This window comes from Bacteroides sp. D2, assembly GCF_025147085.1.
Lineage (GTDB): Bacteria > Bacteroidota > Bacteroidia > Bacteroidales > Bacteroidaceae > Bacteroides.
In genome coordinates, this window is record NZ_CP102261.1 from 4,162,823 (window position 1) to 4,188,724 (window position 25,902).

Genomic DNA, 25,902 nt, shown 5'->3' on the forward strand with positions numbered 1-25,902 from the left:
ATGAATTTAGTATTATTGAATTTTGTTTGGAGCGGTGTCCTTATAGGAGAAAGCTTTATTCGTTTTTGGTATATAATACCGGCTACCATTGTTATTGAAATGGTAATAATTAAATTGATGACTTCTCATCTGTGGGGAAAATCATTACTTATCTCTACAGTTGGAAACTTGGTTTCTGGAGTTATTGGGACTATTGTTATAGGATGTGCCAGTATATTAATTGATTTTCTGTTTGGTTCGGATTTCTTTCCGACTATGCTCATTACTTGGATTCTGATGTTTGCCGGAAGTTTCGGGCTTGAATACTTGACCGTGAGATGGATCTTTAAAGATAAGAGTCGGGCATTGATGTGGGCGATACTTAGTGGAAATGTTTTGAGCTATTGCTTCATTGTAATTTCTTTGCTTGTTAAATACTGGATTAAATAAAAGTTTGAAAGTAGTTATGGCTGTATTCTATCTTATTTCCGTTTTATCCATATTAATAGTGTTTATTGTGCCTTGCATTATTGGTACTAGATATATGATAAAAAAACAAATAGCATGGCACATTCAGATTCTTTGGTTATTATTGATTGTATTGACTAGTTATGGTGGGCTTGTAGTTTGTATGCTTTATAACAAGGATATCTGATAGTTCTTTCCTCAAAAAGACAATTTTCTATATATTGAATGATTTTTGTACGGTTTTGACGCATTTTAGAACCTTTCTGTCCTAAAAAGCATGCATCTTTGTTTCCTAAATAATAACCACGAAAAACTGTATAATTAATGAACTTTAGAAAAATTTCTTTTTGGGTATTAAGCTGTGTTTTCAGTATTAGCATGGCAGGATGTAAATCAGGTAAGAGTAACAGTCAGAATGAAACAATTACCGATAGTGTATGGACAAAGTCAAAGGTTATTGAGACTATTAAGAAGGTAAATGACTATTGGCAGGCGGAAAATCCGGAACCGGCATTTGCTTTTTGGCATCCGGCTGCTTATCATACCGGAAATATTGCAGCTTATGAAGTAACCGGTAATGAGACTTACAAGAAGTATTCGGAAGCATGGGCTGAAAAGAACCAATGGAAAGGAGCTACTTCTGATGATAAATCCAAGTGGAAATATAATTATGGTGAAACGATGGAACATGTTCTCTTTGGAGATTGGCAGATTTGTTTCCAGACTTATATTGACTTGTATAACATGGACCGTGAGCCGGCAGAGTATAAAATAGCCCGTGCCAAGGAAGTGATGGAATATGAAATGTCAACTCCCAGCAATGATTATTGGTGGTGGGCAGACGGATTGTATATGGTAATGCCGGTGATGACCAAACTTTATAAGGTTACAGGTAATCAGCAATATTTGGATAAACTCTATGAGTACTTTACTTATGCTAAAAAACTCATGTATGATGAGGAGAGTGCTCTGTTTTATCGCGATGGAAAATACATCTACCCGAAACATAAGACAAATCAAGGATTGAAAGACTTTTGGTCTAGGGGTAACGGTTGGGTGTTTGCAGGTTTGGCTAAAGTTTTGCAAGACTTACCCGAAAATGATGTACATCGTGCTGAATATATTACCATATACCAGGCTATGGCTAAATCATTGGCTGCTGCACAACAGGAAGAGGGATACTGGACTCGTAGTTTGTTGGATCCGGTGCAGGCTCCGGGACGTGAAACGAGTGGGACAGCTTTCTTTACCTATGGGTATCTTTGGGGTGTGAATAATGGGCTTTTGGATAAATCCACCTATGAACCTTTTATAAAACAAGGTTGGAAATACTTGACTGAAATAGCTTTGCAACCCAATGGAAAGATAGGTTATGTACAACCAATTGGTGAAAGGGCAGATCAACATAAGAATGTCGGACCGGAGACGACTGCGGACTTTGGGGTAGGAGCTTTCTTGTTGGCGGGTTCTGAAATGGTGAAATATTTGAATAATTAAAATAGTTTTTTATATTTGAATGTAATGATGAAAAATAAAAATATCCTGGTCTTCATTTTATTGTGTGTGTTCAGTACAGTAACTTATGCTAAAAAGGGGAAGGTAGAAAAGGAAATCAGTGACCGTGAATATTGGGCACAGATGGCATATAAGATTGCTGCTCCTGTATTGAGTAATATGAGCAAAGGGGAGTTGAAGAAAAATATGCAGGTAGAAATCAGTCCAACATGGGATGGACGCAGTAAGGATGTGACCTACATGGAGTGTTTCGGGCGTCTGATGTCTGGTATTGCTCCCTGGCTTTCCTTGCCCGACGATGATACGGAAGAGGGTAAAATACGTAAGCAATTGCGGGAATGGGCTTTGAAGAGCTACGCACATGCTGTTGACCCGGATAGCCCTGATTATCTCTTATGGAGAAATGAAGGACAGCCTTTGGTAGATGCAGCTTACATTGCCAGTAGCTTTCTTCGTGCTAAAAAGCAGCTTTGGGAACCATTGGATGAAGTGACAAAACAACGTTATATTAAAGAATTTCAGTTATTGCGTCGGATTGATCCGCCATACACAAATTGGCTATTGTTTTCAGCTATGATTGAATCTTTTTTGATGGAAGCCGATGCACAATACGATTTGTTCCGTATTCATACAGCTGTTCGAAAAGCGGAAGAGTGGTATGTAGGTGATGGCTGGTATTCGGATGGAGAAACTTTTGCATTCGATTACTATAATAGTTATGTGATTCAACCTATGTTTGTACAAGTAATGCAGACTGTCAACGATCATAAAGTAATATTGCATGACCGTAGTTTGGAGATGCAAAAGAAAACAGAAGATTTGGCTAAGAAACGTATGCAACGTTTCGGGATGATTTTGGAACGTTTTATATCTCCTGAAGCATCTTTTCCGGTATTCGGTCGTTCTATGACTTATCGTTTGGGAGTTTTTCAGCCATTGTCAATGCTTTGCTGGAAAGAAATGCTGCCCGAAGAACTTCCGGAAGGTCAGGTACGTAATGCATTAACTTGCGTCATGAAACGTTTGTTTGCTGTTGATGGTAATTTCAATGAGAAAGGATTTTTGCAATTAGGCTTCGCCGGGCATCAGACCGGGTTGGCGGACTGGTATAGTAATAATGGAAGTATGTATATTACATCAGAAGTATTTCTTCCATTAGGACTTCCTGCCAATCATTCATTTTGGACTTCAGCTCCTCAAGACTGGACCTCTAAAAAGGCGTGGAGTGGACATGAATTTCCAAAGGATCATGCAATACATTATTAAATGAAGAAATTTTTATTTACTATAGGACTGTTAGCTGTCTCTTTTGCAACTCTGTGGGGACAATTCAAATATGTGAAAGTGGATGCGCCATTTTCAATGAAGCCAATAAAAGAGTTTATATATCCTGATCAAGATTTCTCCATTGTAAATTATGGTGCTGTAAAAGGAGGAGAGGCGGATGTTTCTGATGCAATTGCAGGTGCTATAACTGCTTGTAATCAGGCAGGAGGCGGGAGAGTAGTTATACCTGAAGGAGAATGGTTGACCGGACCAATCCATCTCAAGAGTAATGTAAACTTGTATTTGGCTGAAGGGGCGGTACTACGTTTTACGGATAATCCTTCTCATTATTTGCCAGCCGTAATGACGTCTTGGGAGGGGATGGAATGTTATAACTATTCACCTTTGATTTATGCTTTTGAATGCAAGAATGTGGCTATTACAGGAACAGGTATGTTAAGTCCGAAGATGGATTGTTGGAAGAAGTGGTTTGCCCGTCCTAAGGCTCACATGGATGCACTTAGAAAGTTGTATACGATGGCGTCCAAAGATGTACCTGTTGAAAAACGACAGATGGCGGTAGGTGAGAACCATCTTCGTCCGCATCTGATACATTTTAATCGTTGCGAGAATGTACTGCTTGATAGTTTTAAGATTCGTGAAAGCCCCTTTTGGACGATTCATATGTATATGTGCAATGGCGGGATAGTACGTAATCTGGATGTTAAAGCGCATGGACACAATAATGACGGTATTGATTTGGAGATGACTCGTAATTTTTTAGTGGAGGATTGTACCTTTGACCAAGGTGATGATGCGGTGGTGATTAAGGCCGGTCGTAATCGTGACGCCTGGAGATTAAACACTCCGACTGAAAATATTGTAATTCGTAATTGTAATATTTTGGAAGGGCATACTTTATTAGGAATTGGCAGTGAAATTTCAGGTGGTATTCGTAATGTGTATATGCATGATTGTAAAGCACCACAATCTGTACGACGACTTTTCTTTGTGAAGACAAATCATAGACGAGGAGCGTTTATTGAAAATATTCACATGGAAAATATAAGAACCGGACATGTACAACGTGTGCTGGAAATAGATACAGATGTGCTCTATCAGTGGAGGGAGCTTGTTCCTACTTATGAAGAACGTATTACTCGTATTGATGGCATTTATTTGAAAAATGTGATTTGTGATTCCGCTGATGCGATATATGAGTTAAAGGGGGACGCAAAATTGCCTGTCAAAAATGTAGTTATTCAAGACGTACATGTGGATAAGGTGAACGATTTTGTGAAAAAAGTCCATAACGTTAAGAACGTAAAGGAGGATAATGTGACATACGGTTCATTGAGGGAATGAATGGCCTATTGTATTATAATGACAGATTTAAAAAATTACACTAACTAACCTTTATTATATATGTTGGTCCCGTCAATACTGTAAAATGTATTGGCGGGATTTTTTTATAATGAACAAAAAAATCGCTGTTAAAAAGTAAGATTTAAACTATATTGAATGAATATTGTCCTGTTTTGACCGATTTGAAGACCTTTGTATAAAAAGAATATCTCATCTTTGCAATGCATTTAGTTTTCAATAGGTAATAGTTTTAGTTTTTAGGTAACACATCGATTGGTTTGCAAATTCGCTGTCGGTCTGAATGGAAACATTGACCGATGGTGGATTTATTTGGAAATAGTATTGTATCATGAAAACAATAAATTAGAAAATGAAGAAACCTTTATTGTATTTGCTTATTTTATTAGTGACTGTTTTCAGCACTTCCTGTTCCCAATCTTCAAAGGAGATATTTGAAATAGGGGACAAGACATTTTTACTTAACGGAAAACCGTTTGTGGTAAAAGCAGCCGAAATTCATTATCCCCGTATACCAAAAGAGTATTGGGAGCATCGTATCAAAATGTGTAAGGCATTAGGTATGAATACCATTTGTCTTTATGTCTTTTGGAATTTTCATGAGCCGGAAGAGGGAAAATATGACTTTACCGGTCAAAAAGATATTGCGGCTTTCTGTCGGCTGGCGCAGGAAAACGGAATGTATGTGATCGTTCGTCCCGGACCGTATGTTTGTGCGGAGTGGGAGATGGGTGGATTACCTTGGTGGTTGTTGAAGAAGAAAGACATCAAGCTTCGTGAACAGGATCCGTATTATATGGAGCGGGTGAAATTGTTTATGAATGAAGTGGGTAAACAGCTTACCGATCTTCAGATTAGTAAAGGTGGCAATATCATTATGGTACAGGTTGAGAATGAATATGGATCATTCGGAATAGACAAACCATACATTGCCGAAATACGTGATATTGTAAAGCAAGCAGGTTTCACAGGAGTTCCTTTATTCCAATGTGACTGGAATTCGAACTTTGAGAATAATGCATTGGATGATTTGCTTTGGACAATCAACTTTGGTACAGGGGCTAATATTGACGATCAATTTAAGCGTTTGCAAGAACTCCGTCCTGATATTCCGTTGATGTGTAGTGAGTTTTGGTCCGGATGGTTCGATCATTGGGGAGCGAAGCATGAGACACGTAGTGCGGAGGATTTGGTAAAAGGAATGAAAGAAATGCTTGACCGGAATATTTCATTTAGTTTGTATATGACTCATGGAGGTACTAGTTTCGGACATTGGGGAGGAGCAAATTTCCCTAATTTCTCTCCGACGTGTACGTCTTATGATTATGATGCTCCCATCAATGAATCAGGGAAAGTTACTCCTAAATATTTTGAAGTACGCAATTTGTTAAGTAACTATTTACCCGAAGGTGAGTCATTGCCGGAAGTTCCGGATTCTATTCCGACTATTGCCATTCCGTCATTCAAGTTGGATGAAGTGGCGATACTGTTTGATAATCTGCCGGAGCCAAAGATTAGTGAAAACATTCAGTCAATGGAGGCGTTCGATCAGGGATGGGGAAGTATTTTGTACCGGACTACACTGCCGGCATCTAAAGAAGAACAGACGTTGACAATCACAGAGGCTCATGACTGGGCACAGGTTTTCTTGGATGGTAAGAAATTAGCTACATTAAGTCGTTTAAAAGGTGAAGGTACGGTTATTCTTCCTCCAATGAAAGAAGGGGCCCAGCTGGATATTTTGGTAGAAGCAATGGGACGTATGAATTTTGGTAAAGGCATTTATGATTGGAAGGGTATCACTGAAAAAGTGGAAGTCCAGTCGAATAATGGTGTTATTACTTCATTGAAGAACTGGAAAGTTTATAATATTCCGGTTGATTATGCTTTTGCGCAAAATAAGAAATTTGTAAAACAGGATAATCCCCAGAAATATCCTGCCTACTATCGGGGAACCTTTACGTTGGACAAAACAGGTGATACATTCTTGAATATGACTAACTGGAGTAAAGGTATGGTTTGGGTGAACGGTTATGCTATTGGACGTTACTGGGAAATTGGGCCACAACAAACCTTATATGTGCCGGGATGTTGGTTGAAGAAAGGAGAGAATGAAGTGATTATATTGGATATGGCTGGTTCTGTACAGCCACAGACAGAAGGATTACAACAACCTGTTCTTGACAACCTGCGTGTACATGGTGCTGCTTATGCACATCGTAAGGTTGGTGAAAATTTGGATTTGACAGGAGAAAAACCTGTTTATGAAGGGACTTTTAAATCCGGTAATGGTTGGCAGCATGTGAAATTTGGAAAGGAAGTGGAAACTCGTTTCTTTTGTCTTGAAGCATTGAATGCTTATGATGGAAAAGACTTTGCAGCTATTGCAGAATTAGAATTGTTAGGAGCCGATGGTAAACCTTTGTCACGTCAGCATTGGAAGGTTATTTATGCAGATAGTGAGGAAACTGAAGAGGCAAATAACATTGCAACGAACGTGTTTGACTTACAGGAATCTACTTTCTGGCATACTAGCTACTCTTCAGCTGCTAAACATAAATTTCCACATCAGATTGTGATTAATCTTGGTGAGGATAAGATAGTCACGGGATTTTCTTATTTGCCAAGAGCGGAAGCCGACAAGACGGGAATGATAAAGGATTATCGGGTATATTTAAAGATGATGCCTTTCAAACTTTAAGAAAGGATAATTTTATGTTTGTGATACGTACTTAAGATATTTAAGTCAAAGGTTGATTATTAAGTTTGTTCATTAAGTTATAGGAAAGTAAAAGAATAACTTCCACGTGAGTGAAGGTTTTCTTTTACTTTTCTTTTTTTATATTGGTTGAAATCATAAAGTAGCTTACTTTTGTTCTTTCTCTTATTATTGTATAATCTAAAATAACTAGTGATGCAAAAGATGAATAAAAATGGATTTAGCCAATGTGCCGGAGCGTACATTGAGCGTTTGCGGAAAGAAGGGCGATATTCTACCGCTCATGTTTATAAGAATGCTCTTTTTTCTTTTAGTAAGTTTTGTGGAACATTGAACATATCGTTCAGGCAAGTCACGCGGGAATGTTTACGTTGCTATGGACAGCATCTTTACGAGTCCGGATTAAAGCTCAATACGATTTCTACTTATATGCGTATGCTTCGTAGTATCTACAATCGGGGAGTAGAAGCGGGAAGTGCCCCTTATGTTCCCCGGTTGTTTCATGATGTTTATACAGGCGTGGATATCCGGCAAAAGAAAGCATTGCCTGTGACCGAGTTACACAAACTTCTATATGAGGACCCGAAATCCGAACGTTTGCGTCGTACGCAGACGATTGCCGCTTTAATGTTTCAGTTTTGTGGAATGTCATTCGCAGATTTGGCGCATTTAGAGAAGTCGGCTTTAGACCGGAATGTGCTTCAATATAATCGTATCAAGACTAAAACACCAATGAGCCTGGAAATTCTCGAAAGTGCAAAGGAGATGATGAATCAGCTTCGAAGCAATAAACCTGCTCTTCCTGATTGTCCCGACTATTTATTCGATATTTTACATAGTGATAAGAAGCGAAAAGATGAAAAAGCATATAAGGAATATCAGTCTGCTCTTCGTAGATTTAATAATTGTTTGAAGGATTTGGCGAGAGCGTTGCGCTTAAATTCGCCTGTCACTTCATATACTTTCCGACATTCTTGGGCCACTACTGCCAAATACCGCGGAGTTCCTATTGAAATGATAAGTGAATCGTTGGGACACAAATCTATTAAAACCACACAAATATATCTGAAAGGCTTTGGATTAAGAGAACGTACAGAAGTAAATAGAAAGAATTTATCTTACGTTAGAGATTGCAATGCAGGCAGGTAATATATAGACAAAACTTTAATAATCAGCATTTAAATGTATCTGTTACTTCTTAGGTAACGGAATTGAATATGACGCAAAGATAGACAAAAATATAAATAGCAAACAAATATTCTCCCATTTTTTTTCGTTTTATCTGATGCATACGGCAAAAAAAAATCCGAACATGAAATAATTATATCTTCATGCCCAATGATTTATATGTCCTGTTTTAAAAAGATTTTTCCCCTTCGCTAAAGGCAAAAGCTCTTCTCTCACTGTAATTGTCGATGTTTTTCTCTGTTCTCATTCCGGTTGGTCTCGATTGTGTGTTTACTGTTACCTAAGAAGTAACAGAATTATATAAGGTAAAAATAGTAGATTAATCAAAACTTTGAGAATGTCTCTATTTAAAAGTATAACATACAAATAAAGATGAAACAAACTAAAGCAGCTTTTAGGAATAAGCCATTTATTTCATTAAAAGGTAGTATTCTATTTCTGATACTCATTCCGGTGACCGGTCTGGTTCATGCGCAATATTCCATGGGAACAACAGGACAGTTGATGATACCTACTGCTGAAATGCAAGAGACCGGTACATTTATGGGAGGAGTCAATTTCTTACCAGAACAGGTTACTCCATCGGTTTTCAGTTTCCCTACCATGAACTATTTTGTAGATATGACTCTTTTCTCTTTTATCGAATTCACTTATCGGATGACATTACTCAAAATGACAACCGGCACAGGCAGAACGGGTTATCATAATCAGGACCGTTCTAATACGATTCGCATTCGTCCAATAAAAGAAAGCCGCTATTTTCCGGCTGTTGTGATTGGTGGAGATGATCTTTTGACTGAGAAGAAGACTCCATATTGGGGAGCTTATTATGGTGTGTTGACAAAGACTATCGGATTTCGTTCAGGAGATCAATTGGCTGTCACAGCCGGATGGTATATTCATCAAGGCGATTGCCGGGTATTTAATAAAGGACCTTTCGGAGGTGTCCGTTACACGCCTTCTTTTTGCAAAGAATTGAAATTGATGGTGGAATATGATACGCATGGATGGAATATGGGGGCTGCCATGCGCTTTTGGAAGCATTTGTCCGTCAATGTGTTTACTCGTGAATTTACGTGTGTTTCCGCTGGTCTGCGGTATGAATGTACATTAATACATTAAAAGAAGATGAAAAGGATTGTTAGTGTGACTGCTGTTTTTCTCTGTGGTATTTCTTTGTTACAGGCACAGCCAGTTCGTGTGAGTGAGACACTGAAAGAATTGGAAATGGAGAATATTTCAGTTGTGGAGAAAAGGGACACGATAACTGCGGCTTTTGAGACCTCTGCCTATAGAGGTATTTATAATGGAATCGGTATTGCTATACGCCATTTGGTTGCTATACCGGAAATACCGACTTTGCAGCTACTTATATTAGATAATGCCCTACTACAATTATGTATAACTATCCCTGCAGATTTGATTCAAAAATGTCAGTCCGGCGAATGTACGTTGGATGAAGTGTATCGTAAGATGGGGATGACTACTTCTACCGAAACTGCTGTGCGTCAGCTGAAAGGTGTAAAACGAAAAGAAAGTTCTTTCAGTAAGGTAGATTTTGTGATATATCCCAACGTGATGTTAGTCAATAATGTAACTTATAAGTTGTATAAGGCGGCACTCGAGTTGCAACCTGCCCTGGAAATGCAATTATGGAAAGGAGCTTCGCTACGGATGCAGGTTTCTTTGCCTATTGTAAGTAATGAAGATGGTAAGTGGAACTGCGTTCGCTTGGGATTCATGGCTTTGCGTCAGGATTTTCGCTTGGCTAACCATTGGAAAGGATACCTCACTGGCGGTAGTTTCTCTAATGACCGTCAGGGACTTGCTGCAGGAATCGGCTATTTTTCAGCAAACGGCAGGTGGACGGTAGAAGGTGGAGGAGGAATTACCGGTTCTTCCCATTTCTATGGCAGTGACTGGAAAATGAGTAAGTGGAAAAGAGTCAATGGACAGATTAGCGTAGGATATTATGTGCCGGAAGTGAATACCTTGGTGAAAGTAGAAGGGGCCCGCTTTATTTATGGAGATTATGGAGTACGCGGAACTCTTTCACGCTATTTCGGCGAATATATTGTAGGTATATATGGTATGTACACAGATGGAGCAACGAATGCAGGGTTTAATTTCTCTATTCCATTACCGGGAAAGAAACGCAGGCGACATCTGCTACGGGTGATGCTTCCCGAATATTTTGCTTTTCAGTATGATATGCGTAGCGGGAATGAATACGCCCATCGTTCATTGGGCGAAAGTTATAGTGTTGAACCTAAGTCGGCAGAGAATTCACACTTCTGGCAGCCGGATTATATTCGATATTATTTGATTAGAACGAGTGAGAAGTGAAACATGATTGATATTTAAACTAGTATTTTTAACAAATTTGAACATTATGAAAAGTGTAAAATGGTTTTATGTGGGTGCCATGGCGATAGCCTTGGGTATGTTAACTTTTGCGACAGTAGCCTGTCACGATGATGATGACGATCCGAAACCGGCAGAAGGGGAAGTTGTTGAAACTCCGAAACCGGTTGTAGAGTATTACATTATGGGGACGGTGACTTCCGGAGGAGCAGCAATGGATGGGGCAAAGGTAAAAGTGGGTAGTAAAAATTACACAACCGACTCGAATGGTAAGTTCTCTGTTACAGAAAGTGCTACAGGTACTTATAGTATTGAAGCGGCTCCTAATGGATATCTTTCACAGAAAACGTCAGTTGTCATTGCAGACAATGCAGAGAATCGTAGTGTGGTAACGGTAGCTCTGGCTTTGACAAAGGAGAGTCCGAAAACAGCTGTGTCAATAGAGGCTACAGGAGAAACTAAAGTAGAGGATAAGAGTGAATCGAATCAGGCAATTGAAAAGCCGGGAGAAGTTGCTCCGGAAGAAGTGGTAGAGGATAAACCGCTCGTGAAAGTCGAACTGACAATACCGGAAGATGCAATTGAGGCAACAGGAGACAATGCAGAAATTGTTAAAGAGGGTAAGGTCGACATCAGTGTAACTACCTTTGTTCCTGCTCCTGAAGAAGTAACTACTGAAGTAAAGGCAGAGGACGTGAATAGAGATGTACCTAAAAGCATACCTTTAGCTGCTGCTAAATTTGAACCGTCTGGTTTGAAATTTAAGAAGTCTGTTACGATTTCTATTCCTAATCCTATCCCTGGAATAACATTCGCTGATGCTGATATGATACTTACTTATCAGAATCCAAATACAGGAGAATGGGGGGATGCAAAAGATAATAATGGAAATGTAATTAAAAATATATCTTCTACTACAGAAAGTGGAGCTGTCACTGCATATACAGCCGAAGTCGATCACTTCTCTGCTTATGCTATAGAGAATAAAGTATATAGCAAGATTAGTAATGAAACTGTGATAACTAATATTCTAGGACAAGCTAGTCGTGATAATAGCGAGAATGCTAAAGCGGTGACTGGCATTGAACTGAAATATAAGGAAAAGTCTGGTTGGGACTATGATAAGAATGATGCTGGTCTTGTTGCTGAAGTTAAATCGCAATTAGGAGCTGGTGCTAGTGCTGAAGATACAAAAACGGTGAATGCAATGGTTGCTTTCATGAAAACTCGTATGTTCTCATTAATGGGATCGGTATCTGGCATTACGGAAACTGAACGTGTTTATAACACTGTAAATGTAAACGGATATACTACCATGAGTTATACTTGCTATGCAAAAGTCCGTACTACCACGTTGACGGCTAATGTAAAGTTTAAGGGTACTGCAAAGTCTGTTTCGATTACAGCAACTCGTTATACTGGTACGGACCATCAATATAAAACGGTTACTTATAATCCGACACATAGCGGTGGTAAGGGTGGTAGTATCTAAGATAAAACCCTTTTGAATATGCTCCTTTTCCAATAAACCCTTTGGGGCATGTTCATATAGAGTATAGAAGGAGGAGGTCACTGTGAAGCGGTCTCCTCTTTTGCTTTTCGAAAATACTGTATTACATTAGAAGTAATACCCTAAATTCACAAAGCAACTTCCTTTGTCCGTCTGATTGGAATATCCCAATGATATTTCCAATGGCCCGAAGATACTGTCCATTCCATAGCCTGCACTGATACCGAATAATTGCTTGCCTTTCAATATATCGAAGAAATTACTATCCGTTAGTCCGTAGTTACCCGTCAGTGTAAGATAATGAATGGCTCCCATGCGTTGTCTGAACTTAATAGATGCAATCATAATGGTGTTATCCATCAATTCCAAATTGGTAACCCCGGCAAATGGTAATTGCTGTGGAATATAGAAACCAGGTACGTCACCGCCAATGGCATTTTGCAGTGGGTAGGGAAAATCTCTTCCGATCAGGATACGTCCATAAATGGAAGGGATGATAGAGAAACGGCGGGTTACAGGAATGACGCTTGCCCACGAAGCATTCAGTGCTGAAAATGGAGCGTGTTCGTTGTATTGTGCCATATTATCCGTATAGAGTGAATAGGCGGCTCTGAAGTCACTTCCTTTAGAAGGGAAACGTCCTTTATCATAGGTATTATATTGCACTTGGGCAAAATAACTTAGAAAGTGTTCGGATTCTACTTTCAGGTCGGAAATTTCAGGTTTCTTGAACAGGAAATCCTTGTATTTGTAATATTCAAAACGAAGACCGAGTCCGAAACGGAAATTCTTGTACCATACATCAGAGAAGCCGAATTCGGCCAGATGATATTTGTAAGTTGTATTATAGGCACGGTCGCCTTCCTCGTAAATATTGATATCATTGTATTGGAACATATACGAGAAGTTGAAATTACGCTGTTGTATTGGTTCCAGCGTATAGTCTATGCGGGCAGCATATCGTTTACCCAACCGACCGGTAAGGGCCAATCGGGAAGGAATACGAGTTTTGAGGTCTGCTGTTGCATTGACCAACAAAGATGCGATCTCTTCCGAATCGAAACGGATACCCAGGTTGATTCTTCTTTCATATTTTTCCTGCAACAGGAAGTTTAGGTGATAACCTTCAGGTGTCTCTTTCAACGTATAACTGGCACTGGAGTAGGACTGACTGCCACGTAACTGATACAGGGCCTGTTCTATTTGTTGAGTGGAGATATCACTGTTTTCTTCCAGTTTACATTTCTTCATCAGCCATTTTTTGTCATCCACTTCTACTCCTGAAAATGAGATGTCTGTCACATAAACGGTGCGTGCATTGGAAAGAGAAGAATAAGGACCGTGTTGTTTCGGAGTGTAGTCTTCGGCTATTCCTATTTTCTTTTTTAAGGCAAGCAACGAACTCCATTGGTCTTTTGCAGCTTCTTCGCCTCTTCTCATCAGCGTATCAATAGCGGCCGGAGTAAAACTGGCGGATGAATATCCATCTACATTGACACGGATATAAGTATCTGTGAGATCTACATTCTTTTCATGGTTAGACTGACAGGTGATATCTACAATTTGCCCCAGAATGTCGGGGACACTATTGAGCTTGTCGGCTTTCTTGAGAGCATTTTGCACATCTACCCCGATGATAATATCGGCTCCCATTGCTTTCACTACATCCGCCGGATAGTTGTTTACAATACCACCGTCCACTAATACCATGCTGTCTTGCCGTACCGGAGTAAATACACCGGGGATAGCCATACTGGCACGCATGGCAGTAGAGAGTATTCCGTCGTGGAATACGATTTGCTCTCCGTTGACAACATTGGCAGCCACACAGGCAAAAGGAATGGGTAGTTTATTAAAGTCGATGGAGTCATGATACCCCACGGTAAGGTCTGAAAATAGATTAGCCAGATTCTGTCCTTTCATGATTCCTCCGGTAGCGGCATCTTTGGGAGTTTTGGTGAAAGGGATAGAGACTGTATATTTTTCAGATCGCTCACGATCTGTTAATGACATGGCACTTCTTTTGATACGGTCACTCAACAGGAATGTCCAATCTTGCTTCCGTACCATACTGTCCAATTGTTCCGGAGTATAGCCGATGGCATAAAGACCACCTACGATAGCTCCCATACTGGTACCGGCTATATAGTCGATAGGAATTCCGGCTTCTTCGATCACTTTCAGTGCTTTGATGTGTGCCATTCCTTTGGCACCGCCGCCACTTAGAACGACACCTACCTTTTTTCTTTGTTCCTGGGAATGCAAAGAAAAAGGCAATAATAAGCCAATTGATAAAACTAATGTTGAAAAGATTTGTTTTTTCATTAGGACATGGTCTAGTGTTGATGTTTAATATAATACAAATGTAGAGCATAATTTGTTTAGTTGTTGAAATGGGAATTAAAAAAAATGTTCCAAAAGTCGGAAATGTGGATAATTTCTACACAAGACAGTGAATTTCCACACTTTTGCAAAAAGAAGAAGATTTTGTAATGCTTTGATTGTAAGCGAATAATGTCTGCGACGCATTTTTGGTATATGAATTGCATATAAGAGTATAGAACAAACATAAGTTAAATTAAATAATAAGATTCGATATGAGATTATTCTTTTCGAAACATGAGTTGAAACTGAGGAGAAAGAGAACCATTGCTGCTATTATATGTGTGGTAGTTGTGTTGGGTGTGTATTGGATACTGACCCGACCTCAGAAGGCTGCGCCGGAAATGCCGACAGTCATTGTAGAACCGGTAGTGAAAGATGATGTAGAGATATACGGGGAGTATGTAGGGCGTATTCGTGCCCAACAGTTCGTCGAAGTCCGTGCCCGGGTGGAAGGCTATCTGGAAAATATGCTTTTTGCCGAAGGTACATATGTCAATAAGAATCAGGTTTTGTTTGTCATTAATCAGGACCAGTATCGTGCCAAAGCTGATAAGGCTAGGGCGCAGTTGAAAAAAGACGAAGCGCAGGCTTTGAAGGCGGAGCGTGATTTAAAACGTATCCGTCCGTTGTTTGAGCAGAATGCTGCAAGCCAGTTGGATTTGGATAATGCGGAAGCTGCTTATGAAAGTGCTGAGGCAACGGTAGCCATGAGTGAGGCGGATTTGGCACAGGCTGAATTGGAGCTGGGCTACACCATTGTCCGTTCGCCTTTGTCGGGACACATTAGTGAAAGAAATGTGGATTTGGGTACGTTAGTGGGACCCGGGGGAAAATCATTGCTTGCTACTATAGTGAAGAGTGATACGGTGTTGGTTGATTTTAGTATGACGGCACTCGATTATCTGAAGAGTAAAGAAAGAAATATTAATTTGGGACAGCAGGATTCTACCCGTTCCTGGCAGCCCAATATTACCATAACATTGGCAGATAACACAGTCTATCCATTCAAAGGATACGTGGATTTTGCCGAACCCCAGGTGGATCCTCAAACCGGTACTTTCTCTGTACGTGCAGAAATGCCTAATCCGAAACAAGTATTGTTGCCGGGACAGTTTACAAAGGTGAAATTGTTGCTGGATGTTCGTGAAGGAGCACTCGTTGTTCCAATGAAAGCCGTTACCATCGAAAAGGGTGGAGCATATATTTATACCATGCGCAGGGATAATGCAGTAGAGAAACGTTTTATCGAATTAGGACCGGAAGTCGGGAATAATGTGGTGGTAGAAAGAGGATTGGCAGAAGGAGAAATGGTAGTTGTAGAAGGGTTCCATAAGTTGACTCCGGGTATGAAAGTACGGGTGAGCCAACCGGATGCAGAAGCCCAGGATAGTATAACTGCGACAAAAAATGAAGTGGCCGGGGCGAAAGAAAATGTTACCGGAACGAAGGATAACGCGAAAGGAGAATAAACGATGAAAGTTACTTTTTTTATAGATAGGCCGGTCTTTTCGGCTGTAATCTCCATCGTGATTGTGATTGTCGGCATTATTGGTCTGACGATGCTTCCGGTGGATCAATACCCGCAGATTACTCCTCCGGTGGTGAAAATTAGTGCTTCTTATCCGGGTGCGAGTGCACTTACTGTATCACAGGCAGTAGCTACTCCGATTGAGCAGGAAATCAATGGTACTCCGGGGATGCTTTATATGGAATCAAATAGTTCTAACTCCGGAGGTTTTTCGGCAACAGTTACTTTTGATGTATCTGCTGATCCGGATTTGGCTGCTGTTGAGATTCAGAACCGTGTGAAACTGGCAGAATCCCGTTTGCCGGCGGAAGTGATTCAGAATGGTATTTCGGTAGAGAAACAGGCTCCCAGTCAGTTGATGACGCTTTGTTTGACTTCTACTGACCCAAAGTTCGATGAGATTTACTTGAGTAACTTTGCTACTATCAATGTGCTCGATGTGATTCGCCGTATTCCCGGAGTGGGACGTGTATCCAATATCGGTAGCCGTTATTATGCCATGCAGATATGGGCGCAGCCGGATAAGCTGGCAAACTTCGGACTGACCGTACAGGATTTGCAGAATGCATTGAAAGATCAGAATCGTGAATCAGCTGCGGGTGTGCTGGGACAACAGCCTGTACAAGGATTGGATATCACGATTCCTATCACGACACAGGGACGTCTTTCCACTGTAGGACAATTTGAAGATATCGTAGTACGTGCCAATGCGAATGGTTCTATCATTCGATTGAAAGATGTGGCACGTGTATCGCTGGAAGCTTCTTCGTATAATACAGAGAGTGGTATCAACGGTGAAAATGCTGCCGTGCTTGGTATTTATATGTTACCGGGTGCCAATGCGATGGAAGTGGCCGAGAGAGTAAAAGAGGCGATGGATGAGATTAGCAAGAACTTCCCGGAGGGATTGAGCTATGAGATTCCGTTTGATATGACGACTTATATTTCCGAATCTATCCATGAAGTATATAAGACGTTGTTTGAAGCATTGGTATTGGTGGTTTTGGTGGTTTATTTATCCTTGCAGAGCTGGCGTGCAACGTTGATTCCGGTAGTGGCGGTGCCTATTTCATTGATCGGTACTTTCGGATTCATGTTGATTTTCGGTTTCTCACTGAATATCCTGACATTGCTCGGATTGATCCTTGCCATCGGTATTGTGGTGGATGATGCGATTGTGGTGGTGGAAGGTGTAGAACATATCATGGAAACGGAGCACCTAAGTCCTTATGAAGCTACGAAAAAAGCGATGAACGGACTTTCCAGTGCTTTGATTGCCACTTCACTGGTATTAGCGGCTGTGTTCGTCCCAGTTAGCTTTTTAAGTGGGATTACAGGACAGTTGTATCGCCAGTTTACGGTGACAATTGTAGTGTCCGTACTTATTTCTACGGTAGTGGCTCTGACATTGAGTCCGGTGATGTGTTCGCTGATTCTGAAACCGGATAGCGGGAAGAAAAAGAATATCGTTTTCCGGAAGATTAATGAATGGCTGGGTATCGGTAGTAATAAGTATGTAGCTGCCGTAACTCGTACAATTAAGCATCCTCGTCGAGTTTTGAGTGCTTTTGGTATGGTGTTGATTGCTATCATGTTGATTCATCGTATTATTCCGACCAGTTTCTTACCTGTGGAAGATCAGGGATATTTCAAGATTGAATTAGAACTGCCGGAAGGAGCTACTCTGGAACGTACCCGTATCGTGACAGAGCGTGCCATTGCTTATCTGGAAAAGAACCCGTACATTGAGTATATACAGAATGTAACGGGAAGTAGTCCGCGTGTCGGAAGTAACCAGGGACGTGCTGAACTGACGGTGATCCTGAAACCTTGGGAGGAACGGAAGAGTACCACTATTGAGAAGATCATGCATACGGTAGAGAAACATCTTGAGGAATATCCGGAATGTAAAGTCTATCTGTCCACCCCTCCGGTTATTCCGGGGCTCGGTAGTTCGGGAGGTTTTGAGATGCAGCTGGAAGCTCGTGGAGAAGCCACTTTTGATAATTTGGTAGACGCGACAGATACATTAATGTACTACGCATCCAAACGCAAAGAGTTGGCGGGCTTGTCATCTTCTTTGCAGTCGGAAATCCCACAACTTTATTTTGATGTGGATCGAGACAAAGTGAAGATGCTGGGTGTGCCTTTGGCTGATGTGTTTTCTACCATGAAGGCTTATACCGGTTCGGTTTATGTGAACGACTTTAATATGTTCAACCGTATATATAAGGTTTATATTCAGGCAGAAGCTCCTTATCGCGAACACAAAGACAATATTAATTTGTTTTTTGTGAAAGCCTCCAATGGAGCGATGGTACCATTGACTTCTCTGGGAAATGCATCATATACCACAGGACCGGGAAGTATCAAACGTTTCAATATGTTTACTACGGCCGTTATTCGTGGAGCAGCTGCGCAAGGATATAGTTCCGGACAGGCGATGGAGATCATGGAACAGATTGCCAAAGATCATCTCCCCGATAATATCGGTCTGGAATGGAGCGGCCTTTCCTATCAGGAGAAGCAGGCGGGAGGTCAGACAGGTATGGTGATGGCACTGGTATTCTTGTTCGTTTTCCTCTTCCTTGCTGCACAATACGAAAGTTGGACAGTGCCTATTGCTGTGTTGCTTTCTTTACCTGTGGCTGCTTTGGGAGCCTATTTGGGAGTATGGGTTTGCGGATTGGAAAACGATGTCTATTTCCAGATTGGCTTGGTTATGTTGGTCGGACTTGCCGCTAAGAATGCAATTTTGATTGTAGAGTTCGCAAAGGTGCAGGTAGATAAAGGTGAAGACTTGGTGCAATCGGCCATATACGCAGCCAAATTGCGTTTCCGTCCGATTCTGATGACCTCTCTTGCCTTTGTGCTCGGTATGCTTCCGATGGTACTGGCAAGTGGTCCGGGTTCGGCAAGCCGGCAGGCAATCGGTACAGGTGTATTTTTCGGAATGATATTTGCCATCGTATTTGGTATCATTCTTGTGCCGTTCTTCTTTGTGATGGTGTATAAAACAAAGTCGAAAATCTTAAAACATAAGAAATAATGAAACGAAAGAAACTATATATTGCTATCCTGTTACTTGCCGGAGTATTGACTTCCTGCAAGGTAGGGAAAAGCTATGTCCGTCCTGATCTTCATTTACCCGACAGCTTGGAAAGATCACAGGATTCGGTCAGCTTCGGTGACCAGGACTGGAGGGATATTTATACGGATGCTACATTGAGAAGTTTGATAGAGCGTGCACTGGATCATAATAAAGATATGCTGATTGCTGCTGCCCGTGTGAAAGAAATGGCTGCACAGAAACGAATTTCTACGGCTGCATTGCTTCCGGATATTAAAGGAAAAGTGACAGGGGAACGCGAACTCGAGAATCATGGAGGAGATGCTTTCAAGAGATCGGATACCTTTGAAGCACAATTCCTCGTTTCGTGGGAAGTCGATCTTTGGGGAAATCTGCGTTGGGCGCGTTCGGCCAGCATTGCTGAGTATCTGCAATCTATTGAAGCACAACGTGCATTGCAGATGACGATTGTGGCTGAAGTGGCACAGGCTTACTATGAACTGGTAGCTTTGGATACAGAGCTTGATATTGTCAAACAGACATTAAAAGCCCGTGAAGAAGGGGTGCGCCTGGCACGTATCCGGTTTGCCGGTGGATTGACTTCCGAGACTTCCTATCGACAGGCACAAGTGGAGTTGGCACGTACGGCCACTCTGGTTCCTGACTTGGAACGTAAAATCTCCCTGAAAGAGAACGATATTGCTTATCTTGCGGGTGAATATCCTAATAAGATAGCCCGTTCCCGTTTGCTTCAGGAGTTTAACTCTCCGGAAACACTTCCTGTAGGGTTGCCGTCTACTTTGTTGGAACGTCGTCCCGACATTCGTCAGGCAGAGCAGAAATTGATTGCTGCCAATGCAAAAGTAGGAGTGGCCTATACGAATATGTTCCCGCGTCTTGCCCTGACAGGCGGTTTCGGTAGTGAAAGTACTTCTTTGTCGGAACTTCTAAAATCTCCCTATGCAGTTATGGAAGGAGCTTTATTAACTCCTATCTTTGGTTGGGGAAAGAACCGTGCGGCATTGAAAGCGAAGAAGGCTGCTTATGAGGCTGAAGTACATAGTTATGAGAAATCCGTACTGGAAGCTTTCAAGGAAACACGTAATGCGATTGTCAACTTCAACAAGATTAAGGAAGTGTACGAACTTCGTGCCAATCTGGAACGTTCGGCCAAGAGCTACATGGACCTGGCACAATTGCAGTACATCAATGGAGTCATCAACTATCTGGATGTGTTGGATGCCCAACGTGGATACTTTGATGCCCAAATCGGATTGAGTAATGCCATTCGTGACGAGTTGATTGCGGTGGTTCAACTTTATAAGGCTCTTGGCGGAGGCTGGGAGCAGAATCCCTAGAATTATATTATAAATTAGCTCGCTGAAGAAAACGTAAAGGCTATCTCCCACGTCGGGAGATAGCCTTAATTTTTCTTTCTTCTTTCTTTTGTCTTAAAAACAACAGAAGAAGAATTTTTATAATTCGGAAAAAAATGCGAAATTTGCAACGCTTTTCAAGTTTGACAAGAAACTTACTAACACCTTTAAATAAAAAATTAAAGAAAATGACTAAAAGTGCATTGCAAATCGCAAGGGCTGCTTACCAGCCCAAACTTCCGAAAGCATTGGCATCAGGAGCTGTTAAGGCTGTAGCAGGTGCTGCTACTCAATCTGTAGCCGATCAGGAAGCTATCAAAGCATTATTCCCGAACACGTATGGAATGCCGTTGATTACATTCGAAGCTGGTGAAGCTGTTGCTCTTCCTGCTATGAACGTAGGTGTAATTCTTTCCGGTGGTCAGGCTCCGGGCGGACACAATGTAATCTCCGGTTTGTTCGATGGTATCAAGAAATTGAACCCGGAAAACAAATTATATGGTTTTATTCTGGGTCCTGGTGGTTTGGTAGATCACAACTATATGGAGCTGACTGCTGATATCATCGACGAATACCGTAACACAGGTGGTTTCGATATCATCGGTTCCGGACGTACGAAGCTGGAAGCTGAAAGCCAGTTTGAAAAAGGACTTGAAATCATCAAACAACTGGGCATCAAGGCACTGGTTATCATTGGTGGTGACGACTCTAACACAAATGCTTGTGTATTGGCTGAATACTATGCTGCTAAGAAGTATGGTGTACAGGTAATCGGTTGCCCGAAAACAATCGACGGTGACTTGAAGAACGATATGATTGAAACTTCTTTCGGTTTCGATACAGCTTGTAAGACTTATGCTGAAGTAATCGGTAACATCCAACGTGACTGTAACTCTGCACGTAAATACTGGCACTTCATCAAATTGATGGGTCGTTCGGCTTCTCACATCGCACTGGAATGTGCTTTGCAGGTACAGCCTAACGTATGTATCATTTCAGAAGAAGTGGAAGCAAAAGATATGTCTTTGGACGATGTGGTGACATCTATCGCTAAAGTGGTAGCAGACCGTGCAGCACAAGGACACAACTTCGGTACAGTTTTGATTCCGGAAGGATTGGTAGAGTTCATTCCTGCCATGAAACGTCTGATTGCTGAATTGAATGACTTCCTGGCTGCTAATGCTGAAGAATTCGGTCAGATTAAGAAATCTCACCAACGTGATTATATCATCCGCAAACTTTCTCCGGAAAACTCTGCTATTTATGCTAGTCTGCCGGAAGGTGTTGCCCGTCAGTTGACTTTGGATCGTGACCCGCACGGAAACGTTCAGGTTTCATTGATCGAAACTGAAAAACTGTTGTCTGAAATGGTAGCTACTAAGTTGGCTGCATGGAAAGAAGAAGGCAAGTATGTTGGTAAATTTGCTGCTCAACACCACTTCTTCGGTTATGAAGGACGTTGTGCTGCTCCGTCAAACTTTGACGCTGACTATTGCTACTCTTTGGGTTACACAGCTTCTATGTTGATTGCTAACGGTAAGACTGGTTATATGTCTTCTGTACGTAACACAACAGCTCCTGCTGCTGAATGGATTGCTGGTGGTGTGCCTATTACCATGATGATGAACATGGAACGTCGTCACGGTGAAATGAAGCCGGTTATCCAGAAAGCATTGGTAAAACTGGATGGTGCTCCTTTCAAAGCATTTGCTTCACAACGCGAACGTTGGGCTATCGAAACGGATTATGTATATCCGGGTCCGATCCAATACTTCGGTCCTACAGAAGTTTGCGACCAGGCAACTAAGACTTTGCAACTGGAACAAGCTAAATAAATACACTTCAAAGCAGTTGTTGATACAACAGCTGCAATGAAGGGTTCTTTCAGGCACGGATTACGCGGATTAATACGGTTTTTAGTTATTTCTTATAACCCTGTATTCCGTGTAATCCGTGCCTATCTCTAAAAACATTGATCGTTTAAAGTAAATGCCGCAACGCAACAACCCGATGTCTGCCGTACAGAAGAAAAGAACTGTTTCCACTACTAAAAGAAAGGGAACGACTTCTTCTTCCAAGACTTCCCGTACTTTAAAAAAGGAACAGGTGAAGCATCGAACTGTGATGCCTACCTGGCTTCGTAATATTCTGGCAGTGATGATTGTCGGTTGTTTCTCCGTCGCTTTCTATTATTTCTTTATCCGCCCTTATGCTTATCGATGGAAACCTTGCCATGGCTTAAAGGAATATGGTGTCTGCATCCCTGACGGATATGATATTCATGGTATTGACATTTCTCACTATCAGGGAAAGATTGACTGGAAGAAGCTGTTGCAGAATAAAGAGACGGCTACTCCTTTGCATTTTGTCTTTATGAAGGCAACAGAAGGAGGAGATCATAACGATACCACATTTGAGGCAAATTTTGCCAATGCCCGTAATCATGGATTTATCCGTGGCGCTTATCATTTTTATATTCCAAGCACGGATGCTTTGAAACAGGCGGACTTCTTTATTCGCACGGTAAAACTTGTTTCCGGTGATTTACCTCCCGTACTTGATGTAGAAGTGACCGGGCGGAAGGAAAAAAAGGAATTACAGCAAGGCATCAAACGCTGGCTCGACCGGGTGGAATCTCATTATGGAGTGAAGCCTATTCTTTATACCTCTTATAAATTTAAAACCCGTTATCTGGACGACTCTATCTTCAATGCATACCCTTACTGGATTGCCCATTATTATGTGGACTCTGTGCGGTATCAGGGAAAATGGCACTTTTGGCAACATACGGATGTAGGAAGTGTCCCCGGCATTAAAGAATACGTAGATTTGAATGTGTTCAATGGCTCGTTAGAGGAACTTAAAAAGCTGACAATTAAGTAACGGGTATTTCTTTTCCCTACAACTTATCTCTTCTCATATTTGTTATAATCGTATTATTACTAAAAAAATACGATTATGAACTTTGATATAGCTATTATTGGTGGTGGTCCGGCCGGGTACACAGCTGCCGAACGGGCAGGGGCCAACGGATTAAAGGCCGTTCTTTTTGAGAAAAAGGCAATGGGGGGAGTATGTCTCAATGAGGGGTGTATTCCTACTAAAACTTTGTTATATTCTGCTAAAATACTGGATAGCATCAAGAGTGCTTCCAAATACGGCGTTTCTGCCGAATCTCCTTCGTTCGATTTATCCAAGATTATGAGCCGTAAAGATAAAACAGTAAAAATGTTGACGGGCGGTGTGAAGATGACTGTGAGTTCTTACGGAGTGACTATTATAGAAAAGGAAGCTCTGATAGAAGGAGAGAAAGAGGGGAAAATACAAATCACTTGTGACGGAGAAACCTATTCCGTGAAATATTTGCTGGTATGTACCGGCTCTGATACAGTGATTCCTCCTATACCGGGACTGTCAGAAATCAGTTATTGGACTTCCAAGGAGGCATTGGAGATAAAGGAACTCCCTAAGACACTGGTCATTATTGGTGGCGGGGTGATCGGGATGGAGTTTGCTTCTTTCTTCAACAGTATGGGCGTGAAAGTACATGTTGTAGAAATGATGCCGGAGATTCTGGGAGCGATGGATAAGGAAACCAGTGGTATGCTTCGTGCCGAATATGCCAAACGGGGAGTCACTTTCTATTTGAATACGAAAGTGGTGGAAGTAAATCCTCATGGAGTTGTGATAGAAAAAGAAGGCAAGATGTCTGCTATTGAAGCGGAGAAGATCTTGCTTAGTGTAGGACGTAAGGCAAATCTATCCAAGGTGGGACTGGACAAGCTGAATATAGAACTGCATCGGAATGGAGTGAAAGTAGACGAACATCTGTTGACTTCGCATCCTCGTGTATATGCGTGTGGTGATATTACAGGCTACTCTTTATTGGCGCATACTGCTATCCGTGAAGCGGAAGTCGCCATCAATCATATTTTAGGAGTGGAAGACCGGATGAATTACGATTGTGTTCCGGGAGTCGTTTATACCAACCCTGAAGTGGCGGGAGTGGGAAAGACGGAAGAAGAACTGGTAAAATCAGGAGTTCCTTACCGTGTTTCAAAATTACCGATGGCTTATTCCGGACGGTTCGTTGCGGAGAATGAACAGGGAAACGGACTCTGTAAGCTGATTCAGGATGAAGATGGGAAGATTATCGGTTGTCACATGTTGGGAAATCCTGCATCAGAACTTATTGTGATAGTAGGTATTGCTATTCAGAGAGGGTACACGGTGGAGGAATTCCAGAAGACTGTGTTTCCACATCCTACGGTTGGAGAGATCTATCACGAAATTATGTTTTAACTCTTATTCCGCTTGATCTATGATTCGATGTATCTATAGTCCGTTTACTGATATTTACTTTCACTTGGCAGCAGAAGAGTATCTGTTGAAGCAGGGAAATGAAGATATTTTCATGCTTTGGCAGGATACTCCTTCTGTGGTAATAGGTAAGCATCAGCGGTTGCGGTCGGAAGTCGATAAGAAATGGGCGGAACAGGAACGAGTACATATTGCCCGTCGTTTTTCGGGTGGGGGAGCGGTGTACCATGATTTGGGCAATATCAATCTGACTTTTATAGAAACGGCTCCCCGATTGCCGGAATTTGTTACGTACTTGCAACGGACATTGGATTTCCTGAACTCTATAGGCCTGATGGCAAAAGGAGGCGAACGACTGGGGATTTATCTGAATGGATTGAAAATATCAGGGAGTGCGCAATGCGTACATAAGAATCGGGTGTTGTATCATTGCACTTTATTGTATGATACGGATCTGACAGCATTGCATAAAGCTTTGAATCCGGAACCGATGGTTGATGATGAAACTTTATCGTCAGTATATGCCGTTCCTTCCGTTCGGAGTGAGGTAACCAATATTCGGAGTTATTTACCGGAGGGAACTGTAACTGATTTTAAAGAGAAGGCTTTTCAGTATTTCAGTAAGTCCCAATCTGTCAGTGCTTTTACCGGGAAGGAAATAGAGGCTGTTAATCAGCTCCGGGAAGGGAAATATATTCAGAAAGAGTGGATATATAGTCGTTGATGTCCGGGCTGGCTTTGTCAGTATCCGGTTAAAATTTACTTAACTTAAAACTTTCTATTTCAGCCCGTTGTTGTAATATATCAAGGTTGAATAATAAATTTACTGTC

17 protein-coding genes are annotated in these 25,902 nt (G+C 41.4%); 16 read left to right on the forward strand and 1 reads right to left on the reverse strand.

Annotation, left to right across the window (positions count from 1 at the left end):
* The 9 genes from NQ505_RS14760 (at position 1) to NQ505_RS14800 (ending at position 12,374) form a co-directional block, all read left to right on the forward strand.
* Positions 1–429, forward strand: a complete 429-nt coding sequence (locus NQ505_RS14760) for a hypothetical protein (RefSeq protein ID WP_008999114.1) — start codon at positions 1–3, stop codon at positions 427–429.
* Between the two features lie 342 nt (positions 430–771).
* Positions 772–1,944: a glycoside hydrolase family 88 protein gene (locus NQ505_RS14765; RefSeq protein ID WP_032853549.1), complete on the forward strand. Its 1,173-nt coding sequence runs from the start codon at positions 772–774 to the stop codon at positions 1,942–1,944.
* A gap of 27 nt (positions 1,945–1,971) precedes the next feature.
* Positions 1,972–3,228: a DUF2264 domain-containing protein gene (locus NQ505_RS14770; protein WP_369748372.1), complete on the forward strand. Its 1,257-nt coding sequence runs from the start codon at positions 1,972–1,974 to the stop codon at positions 3,226–3,228.
* Positions 3,229–4,593 carry a glycoside hydrolase family 28 protein gene (locus NQ505_RS14775; RefSeq protein ID WP_008999115.1) on the forward strand — a complete coding sequence of 455 codons (1,365 nt, stop codon included), beginning with the start codon at positions 3,229–3,231 and terminating at the stop codon, positions 4,591–4,593.
* A gap of 370 nt (positions 4,594–4,963) precedes the next feature.
* Positions 4,964–7,312, forward strand: a complete 2,349-nt coding sequence (locus NQ505_RS14780) for a beta-galactosidase (protein WP_008999116.1) — start codon at positions 4,964–4,966, stop codon at positions 7,310–7,312.
* Positions 7,313–7,525: 213 nt separating this feature from the next.
* Positions 7,526–8,479 (forward strand): tyrosine-type DNA invertase cluster 3b, encoded by a 954-nt coding sequence (locus NQ505_RS14785; RefSeq protein ID WP_004307621.1) that lies wholly within the window; start codon positions 7,526–7,528, stop codon positions 8,477–8,479.
* A gap of 411 nt (positions 8,480–8,890) precedes the next feature.
* Positions 8,891–9,640 carry a YjbH domain-containing protein gene (locus NQ505_RS14790; RefSeq protein WP_008999117.1) on the forward strand — a complete coding sequence of 250 codons (750 nt, stop codon included), beginning with the start codon at positions 8,891–8,893 and terminating at the stop codon, positions 9,638–9,640.
* A 6-nt stretch (positions 9,641–9,646) separates the two neighbouring features.
* The gene (locus NQ505_RS14795) at positions 9,647–10,864 is read left to right on the forward strand and encodes a hypothetical protein (protein WP_008999118.1); all 1,218 of its coding nucleotides are present in this window, start codon (positions 9,647–9,649) and stop codon (positions 10,862–10,864) included.
* 46 nt (positions 10,865–10,910) lie between these two features.
* Positions 10,911–12,374, forward strand: coding sequence for a carboxypeptidase-like regulatory domain-containing protein (locus tag NQ505_RS14800; protein WP_008999119.1), 1,464 nt, complete (start codon positions 10,911–10,913; stop codon positions 12,372–12,374).
* Between the two features lie 126 nt (positions 12,375–12,500).
* Here the strand turns inward: NQ505_RS14800 and NQ505_RS14805 are convergent, their stop codons facing one another.
* The gene (locus tag NQ505_RS14805; RefSeq protein ID WP_008999120.1) at positions 12,501–14,717 is read right to left on the reverse strand and encodes a patatin-like phospholipase family protein; all 2,217 of its coding nucleotides are present in this window, start codon (positions 14,715–14,717) and stop codon (positions 12,501–12,503) included.
* A 272-nt stretch (positions 14,718–14,989) separates the two neighbouring features.
* Between NQ505_RS14805 and NQ505_RS14810 the strand changes: the two genes are divergently transcribed.
* The 7 genes from NQ505_RS14810 (at position 14,990) to NQ505_RS14840 (ending at position 25,795) form a co-directional block, all read left to right on the forward strand.
* A complete protein-coding gene (locus tag NQ505_RS14810) occupies positions 14,990–16,246 on the forward strand; it encodes an efflux RND transporter periplasmic adaptor subunit (RefSeq protein WP_008999121.1) in 1,257 nt (418 codons plus the stop codon).
* A 3-nt stretch (positions 16,247–16,249) separates the two neighbouring features.
* Positions 16,250–19,354 carry an efflux RND transporter permease subunit gene (locus NQ505_RS14815; protein WP_008999122.1) on the forward strand — a complete coding sequence of 1,035 codons (3,105 nt, stop codon included), beginning with the start codon at positions 16,250–16,252 and terminating at the stop codon, positions 19,352–19,354.
* Positions 19,354–20,733, forward strand: a complete 1,380-nt coding sequence (locus NQ505_RS14820; protein WP_004297381.1) for an efflux transporter outer membrane subunit — start codon at positions 19,354–19,356, stop codon at positions 20,731–20,733. Before NQ505_RS14815 ends, NQ505_RS14820 begins: the two co-directional genes overlap by 1 nt.
* Positions 20,734–20,939: 206 nt before the next feature.
* Positions 20,940–22,586, forward strand: a complete 1,647-nt coding sequence (locus tag NQ505_RS14825) for a diphosphate--fructose-6-phosphate 1-phosphotransferase (RefSeq protein WP_004307609.1) — start codon at positions 20,940–20,942, stop codon at positions 22,584–22,586.
* Positions 22,587–22,740: 154 nt separating this feature from the next.
* Positions 22,741–23,634, forward strand: a complete 894-nt coding sequence (locus tag NQ505_RS14830) for a glycoside hydrolase family 25 protein (RefSeq protein WP_008999123.1) — start codon at positions 22,741–22,743, stop codon at positions 23,632–23,634.
* A gap of 75 nt (positions 23,635–23,709) precedes the next feature.
* Positions 23,710–25,053 carry a dihydrolipoyl dehydrogenase gene (gene lpdA / locus NQ505_RS14835; protein WP_008999124.1) on the forward strand — a complete coding sequence of 448 codons (1,344 nt, stop codon included), beginning with the start codon at positions 23,710–23,712 and terminating at the stop codon, positions 25,051–25,053.
* A gap of 19 nt (positions 25,054–25,072) precedes the next feature.
* Complete coding sequence (locus NQ505_RS14840) at positions 25,073–25,795, forward strand: biotin/lipoate A/B protein ligase family protein (protein WP_008999125.1); 723 nt, start codon at positions 25,073–25,075, stop codon at positions 25,793–25,795.
* The last annotated feature ends 107 nt before the right edge of the window (positions 25,796–25,902 follow it).

Excerpts from the sequence above, each read along its gene's own strand:
- NQ505_RS14760 (WP_008999114.1), top strand. The coding sequence starts at position 1 with ATGAATTTAGTATTATTGAATTTTGTTTGGAGCGGTGTCCTTATAGGA.
- NQ505_RS14765 (WP_032853549.1), top strand. The coding sequence starts at position 772 with ATGAACTTTAGAAAAATTTCTTTTTGGGTATTAAGCTGTGTTTTCAGT.
- NQ505_RS14770 (WP_369748372.1), top strand. The coding sequence starts at position 1,972 with ATGAAAAATAAAAATATCCTGGTCTTCATTTTATTGTGTGTGTTCAGT.
- NQ505_RS14775 (WP_008999115.1), top strand. The coding sequence starts at position 3,229 with ATGAAGAAATTTTTATTTACTATAGGACTGTTAGCTGTCTCTTTTGCA.
- NQ505_RS14780 (WP_008999116.1), top strand. The coding sequence starts at position 4,964 with ATGAAGAAACCTTTATTGTATTTGCTTATTTTATTAGTGACTGTTTTC.
- NQ505_RS14785 (WP_004307621.1), top strand. The coding sequence starts at position 7,526 with ATGCAAAAGATGAATAAAAATGGATTTAGCCAATGTGCCGGAGCGTAC.
- NQ505_RS14790 (WP_008999117.1), top strand. The coding sequence starts at position 8,891 with ATGAAACAAACTAAAGCAGCTTTTAGGAATAAGCCATTTATTTCATTA.
- NQ505_RS14795 (WP_008999118.1), top strand. The coding sequence starts at position 9,647 with ATGAAAAGGATTGTTAGTGTGACTGCTGTTTTTCTCTGTGGTATTTCT.
- NQ505_RS14800 (WP_008999119.1), top strand. The coding sequence starts at position 10,911 with ATGAAAAGTGTAAAATGGTTTTATGTGGGTGCCATGGCGATAGCCTTG.
- NQ505_RS14805 (WP_008999120.1), bottom strand. The coding sequence starts at position 14,717 with ATGAAAAAACAAATCTTTTCAACATTAGTTTTATCAATTGGCTTATTA.
- NQ505_RS14810 (WP_008999121.1), top strand. The coding sequence starts at position 14,990 with ATGAGATTATTCTTTTCGAAACATGAGTTGAAACTGAGGAGAAAGAGA.
- NQ505_RS14815 (WP_008999122.1), top strand. The coding sequence starts at position 16,250 with ATGAAAGTTACTTTTTTTATAGATAGGCCGGTCTTTTCGGCTGTAATC.
- NQ505_RS14820 (WP_004297381.1), top strand. The coding sequence starts at position 19,354 with ATGAAACGAAAGAAACTATATATTGCTATCCTGTTACTTGCCGGAGTA.
- NQ505_RS14825 (WP_004307609.1), top strand. The coding sequence starts at position 20,940 with ATGACTAAAAGTGCATTGCAAATCGCAAGGGCTGCTTACCAGCCCAAA.
- NQ505_RS14830 (WP_008999123.1), top strand. The coding sequence starts at position 22,741 with ATGCCGCAACGCAACAACCCGATGTCTGCCGTACAGAAGAAAAGAACT.
- lpdA (WP_008999124.1), top strand. The coding sequence starts at position 23,710 with ATGAACTTTGATATAGCTATTATTGGTGGTGGTCCGGCCGGGTACACA.
- NQ505_RS14840 (WP_008999125.1), top strand. The coding sequence starts at position 25,073 with ATGATTCGATGTATCTATAGTCCGTTTACTGATATTTACTTTCACTTG.